We start from the raw sequence: 5,034 nt of genomic DNA on the forward strand, positions 1-5,034 counted from the left end.
AACTGAAGGTGATTAAAAGGAGAGGCTATGGATTTAGAAACTTTAAAAACTTTAGTCTTAGATGTTTATTAAATTGGCATTTTGCTAGTTGATTTTACATGGTAAGTTCGGAAGAACCACAAAAGATTTTATAACCGGTGCGACCTAATCCACAGACGATGATTTGCGGTTTCATTCGTCGAGCGCGTTTTTTGCTGATTAACCTTTCAGTTTTAGCGCAAAAACTAGGAAAAATCTGTAACTAAAGCTGCAATGCTGCTAATTTTTCTAATCAGGCTTTGAAGATGATAAAATAACCCTGATCATCGATTGAATCACTTCAGCCTTGACTCGCTTTCTTTGGGACAAATTTAGTAAAGATTACCTCGAAACTTTTCTTGCTTCTTCCGGTGACGTGAAAACTAGCCTTGATGTGACGGCAGAAACTCAAGAAATCGATGTGTATTTTCGACCGACTTCTCCCAAAATACCGCCCGAATTAGGCCTATTGGGCAAATTAGCTCAAACCCCTTGTCTATTGGAACCCTATCGCAATCCTGTCATGATTGAGGGAATTCTCGCTTGTTTATCTAAACTGTTGACTGTGCGGGAACAATTACAAAGAGAAGCTCACCGTCATCAACAACCCTTATTAGCAGAAAATATCCCTAGACTATGGATACTAAATCCTACGGCCAGTCAAAGAATTATAACTGCTTTTTCCGCTCTCAATCATCCAGATTGGGGAGAAGGAATTTATTTTTTACCTCCAGCATTAACCACATCCCTTATTGTCCTGCATCAATTACCTGAAACCCCTGAAACCCTTTGGTTAAGATTATTAGGCAGAGGAGGAACCAGAAGCAGAGCGATTGATGAATTAGAGGCCTTGTCTTCTAGTCATCCCTTTAAATCAGCTTCCTTGAAATTATTATACAATTTGAGTAGGAACTTGCAAGCCTTACCCAAAAGAACCCAGGAGGAGAGAAAATTTATCATGCGTTTAGCCCCTTTATACGAACAAGATAGAGAAAAAGCTATTCAACAAGGAGAAGCTATCGGACTTCAAAAAGGTAGAATCGAAGGGATTCAACAAGGAGAAGCTATCGGACTTCAAAAAGAAGCATCCAAGTTAGTGCTACGTCAACTAAAGCGACGTTTTGGTCCACTGACCCCGCATATCACCGAAACTATTCAAAAACTCTCAGTAGAAAAATTAGAAGACTTAGGAGAAGCATTAATAGACTTTGAGACTCAAGCTGACTTAATTAATTGGCTGAACTAATAAATAGGCTTTGAAGATGATAAAATAATCATCATCATTGATTTAATAACTTAGGTCTTGACTCGCTTTCTTTGGGATAAATTTAGTGAAAGACTACCTCGAAACCTTTCTCTCTTCTTCCGGTGACGTGAAAACCAGCCTTGATGTGACGGCAAAAACTCAAGAAATCGATGTGTATTTTCGACCGACTTCCCCCAAAATACCGCCCGAATTAGGTTTATTGGGCAAATTAGCTCAAACCCCTTGTTTATTGGAACCCTATCGCAATCCAGTCACGATTGATGGCATTATTGCCTGTTTATCTAAACTGTTGACTGTGCGGGAACAATTACAAAGAGAAGCTCACCGCAATCAACAACCCTTATTAGCAGAAAATATCCCTAGACTATGGATACTAACTCCTACGGCCAGTCAAAGAATTATAACTGCTTTTTCCGCTCTCAATCATCCAGATTGGGGAGAAGGAATTTATTTTTTACCTCCAGCATTAACCACAGCCATTATTGTCCTGCATCAATTACCTGAAACCCCTGAAACCCTTTGGTTAAGATTATTAGGTAGAGGAGGAACCAGAAGCAGAGCGATTGATGAATTAGAGGCATTATCTTCTAGTCATCCTTTCAAATCAGCTGCCTTAAAATTATTATACAATTTGAGTAGGAACTTGCAAGCCTTACCCAAAAGAACCCAGGAAGAGAGTAAATTTATTATGCGTTTAGCCCCTTTATACGAACAAGATAGAGAAAAAGCTATTCAACAAGAAGAAGCTATCGGACTTCAACAAGGAGAAGCCAATCTAGTGCTACGCTTACTTAACCGACGTTTTGGTGAACTTCCCCCGCATATTACCGAAACTATCCAAAAACTAACCGTAGAACAATTAGAAGACTTAGGAGAAGCATTACTAGACTTTAAGAGTCAAGCTGACTTAATTAATTGGCTTAATCAAGCCTAGAATATTCGGGAAAGGTCATTTAAAACTCCTATATTTTTTTCTTGATTGCTCGGAAAATTGAGAGCTTTATTGAATAGGGCAAGGTCTTAGAAATTAATCACGCCATCTCCAAGAAAATCTGGATTTGCTGATTTGAATTCTGAGCTTCTTGGGTGAGATTTTCACAACCTAGACCAAAACTAACTTTTGGATAGGACACACATTTGGGATTCATAGCTTGATTCAACAACGCCGAATAATCTTATACTACTCCTAATCACTTCTCATCTCTTGACAATGACCTTAGAAACCGATCACGGTAAAAGCCATCCCGTCGGTGCGACTGTCTTGGCCGATGGTGTCAACTTCTCACTATTTTCTAAATATGCCACTGCGATCGAATTATTATTATTTGATGATGCTAATTCTCCCGTACCTAGCCAGACTATTCTCCTCACCCCGCAAACAAACCGCACCTTTTTCTATTGGCATATTTTCGTTCACGGCATTGGAGTCGGTCAAGTGTATGCTTATCGAGTCTATGGTCCGGATAATCCGGCCCAGGGTCATCGCTTCGATCCTGATAAAGTAGTTCTCGATCCCTATGCGAAAGCGATTGTCGGTGCGGAAATTTATGATCGGCAAGCTGCCAGCGAAAAAGGCGATAATTGTCATCGAGCTTTGCGGGGTCTGGTAGTGGATACGGGCCGCTATGATTGGGAAGATGACAAACCGCTACGCACTCCCTACTCTGCCAGTTTTATCTACGAAATGCACGTCGGTGGTTTTACTCGCAACCCGAATTCTGGCGTTAGCGAGGAAAAAAGAGGTACTTTTGCGGGATTAATCGAAAAAATACCCTATTTAAAAAACTTAGGCATTACTGCCGTGGAATTGTTACCGATTCATTACTTTGATCCCGCTGCCGCTATGCCGGGGTTAACTAACTATTGGGGTTATAGCACGATCGGCTTTTTTGCGCCCCATGCTGGCTACAGTAGCGATCGCTCACCCCTGGGTCCTTTGAATGAATTTCGGGATCTGGTGAAAGCGTTACACAAAGCGGGGATCGAAGTGATTCTCGATGTGGTTTTCAATCATACCGCCGAGGGGGACGAAACCGGGCCGACTCTTTCCTTGAAAGGTATCGATAATCGCACCTACTATATCCTCGATGCGGTCGATAAAAGCCTCTATAGCAACTATACCGGCTGTGGTAACACCCTCAAGGGTAGTCATCCCATTGTCGGCAAAATGATTCTCGATTGTTTGCGCTATTGGGTGTCGGAAATGCACGTGGATGGTTTTCGCTTTGACCTAGCGGCCGTATTATCGCGCAATGTGGACGGGGAACCGATCCTGCAAAAAGGTTATAACATGATCTGGGCGATCGAATCGGATCCGGTCTTAGCCGGGACAAAATTAATCGCCGAAGCTTGGGACGCGGCAGGATTGTATAGTGTCGGTCAATTTGTCGAATTTGCCGATTGGTTTTCCGAGTGGAATGGTCCTTTTCGCGATGATGTGCGCGCTTTTGTCCGGGGAGATACCGGCATAGTCAGCAAATTAGCGGCGCGGATTTTAGGAAGCCCCGACATATACCACAGACCTGACAACAATGTCAAGAGAAGTATAAATTTTGTTACCTGTCACGATGGCTTTACCCTTAACGATCTAGTGTCCTACGACGAGAAACACAACGAGGCTAACGGCGAGAAGAATCGGGACGGTTGCAACGATAATTTTAGCTGGAATTGTGGGATAGAAGGGGAAACCAATAACGAGGCGATTAAAACCCTGCGACTGCAACAAATAAAAAATCTCTTAACGATCCTGTTCATTTCCCAAGGAACACCTATGCTGTTGATGGGGGACGAAGTGCGACGCACCCAAAAGGGCAACAATAACGCCTATTGTCAGGATAACCAGTTAAGTTGGTTCGATTGGAGTGCGGTAGAGCAAGAGTTCGATCTTTGGTGTTTCGTAAGGAGACTGATCGATTTTAATAAAAAATTAGCTCTTTTCCGTCAGGAAAAATTGCTAGAAGTCACCTATACCAGTCTTGAACCCCATCTCAGTTGGCATGGCGTACAGTTGAGTAAACCCGATTGGTCGGAAGATTCCCGCAGTTTAGCTTTTTCCCTGCGTCATCCCAAGGCGAACGAGTATTTACACATTATGCTGAACGCTTACTGGGAATCTCTCAACTTCCAGTTACCCCCCTTGGGACAAGGGGAAAAATGGCATCGCGTCATCGATACTGCTGGGCAATTGTCCGAGGCAGCCTGTGATTTAGATGCCGAGGCCGCTGTTGAATCGGAAACCTATCGGGTGCAAGCGCGCTCGGCGGTAGTCTTAATCGTTAAACCAGTATAACAAGGGGAGAGATATTACCCGATCGAGCGATCTTGAATGCTTTAACTAATGAACAATGGCATCAATTCAATCGTCAAGTGGAAAAACGTTATTTATTTGCGGAGCAATAGCTGAAATGATGCGGCTTTCATTAGCGAAACGGGTATCGATTCTCTCTTTGTGTTTAATTGGTTTTTCCCTGCCTTGGACCGCGTTCAGCGTTTCACCGGTACAGGCGAACCTAGAACCGACTGCGATCGCTATTGGTGATCCCGTCCGAGAAGAAAAGCAAGCTCGGCAGTTAGTAGAATGGTTGGGAACTAAACAATACGGTAAAGTTATTGCAGCTTTGTCACCCCAACTAAAACCCCTCTGGACTGCCGAAAAACTGCAAAAGGTCTGGGAAAGCCAAGTCACTGACAATACTGGACCGTTTAAGCGCATTGTCAAAAGCAAGCTACTCGATGCTATCAATGCCAAT

General features: G+C 43.0%; 3 protein-coding genes and 2 pseudogenes. All 5 read left to right on the forward strand.

Annotated features, from left to right (window positions below; genetic code table 11):
• Nucleotides 1–92 (forward strand): transposase (locus PX484_RS25980; protein ID WP_287168939.1); only part of this gene is annotated, 92 nt, incomplete at its 5' end.
• A 233-nt stretch (nucleotides 93–325) separates the two neighbouring features.
• Nucleotides 326–1,264 carry a DUF4351 domain-containing protein gene (locus tag PX484_RS07885; protein ID WP_287668444.1) on the forward strand — a complete coding sequence of 313 codons (939 nt, stop codon included), beginning with the start codon at nucleotides 326–328 and terminating at the stop codon, nucleotides 1,262–1,264.
• A 57-nt stretch (nucleotides 1,265–1,321) separates the two neighbouring features.
• Nucleotides 1,322–2,219, forward strand: a pseudogene (locus PX484_RS07890) (DUF4351 domain-containing protein).
• A gap of 276 nt (nucleotides 2,220–2,495) precedes the next feature.
• Nucleotides 2,496–4,574: a glycogen debranching protein GlgX gene (gene glgX, locus PX484_RS07895; protein ID WP_287767574.1), complete on the forward strand. Its 2,079-nt coding sequence runs from the start codon at nucleotides 2,496–2,498 to the stop codon at nucleotides 4,572–4,574.
• Nucleotides 4,575–4,689: 115 nt separating this feature from the next.
• Nucleotides 4,690–5,034 (forward strand): annotated as a pseudogene (locus PX484_RS07900) (DUF3887 domain-containing protein); the annotation flags it as partial.

It is taken from the genome of Microcystis sp. M49636_WE2, assembly GCF_030065375.1.
Lineage (GTDB): Bacteria > Cyanobacteriota > Cyanobacteriia > Cyanobacteriales > Microcystaceae > Microcystis > Microcystis aeruginosa_C.

Coding starts and splice junctions, on each gene's coding strand:
- glgX (WP_287767574.1), top strand. CDS start 2,496: ATGACCTTAGAAACCGATCACGGTAAAAGCCATCCCGTCGGTGCGACT.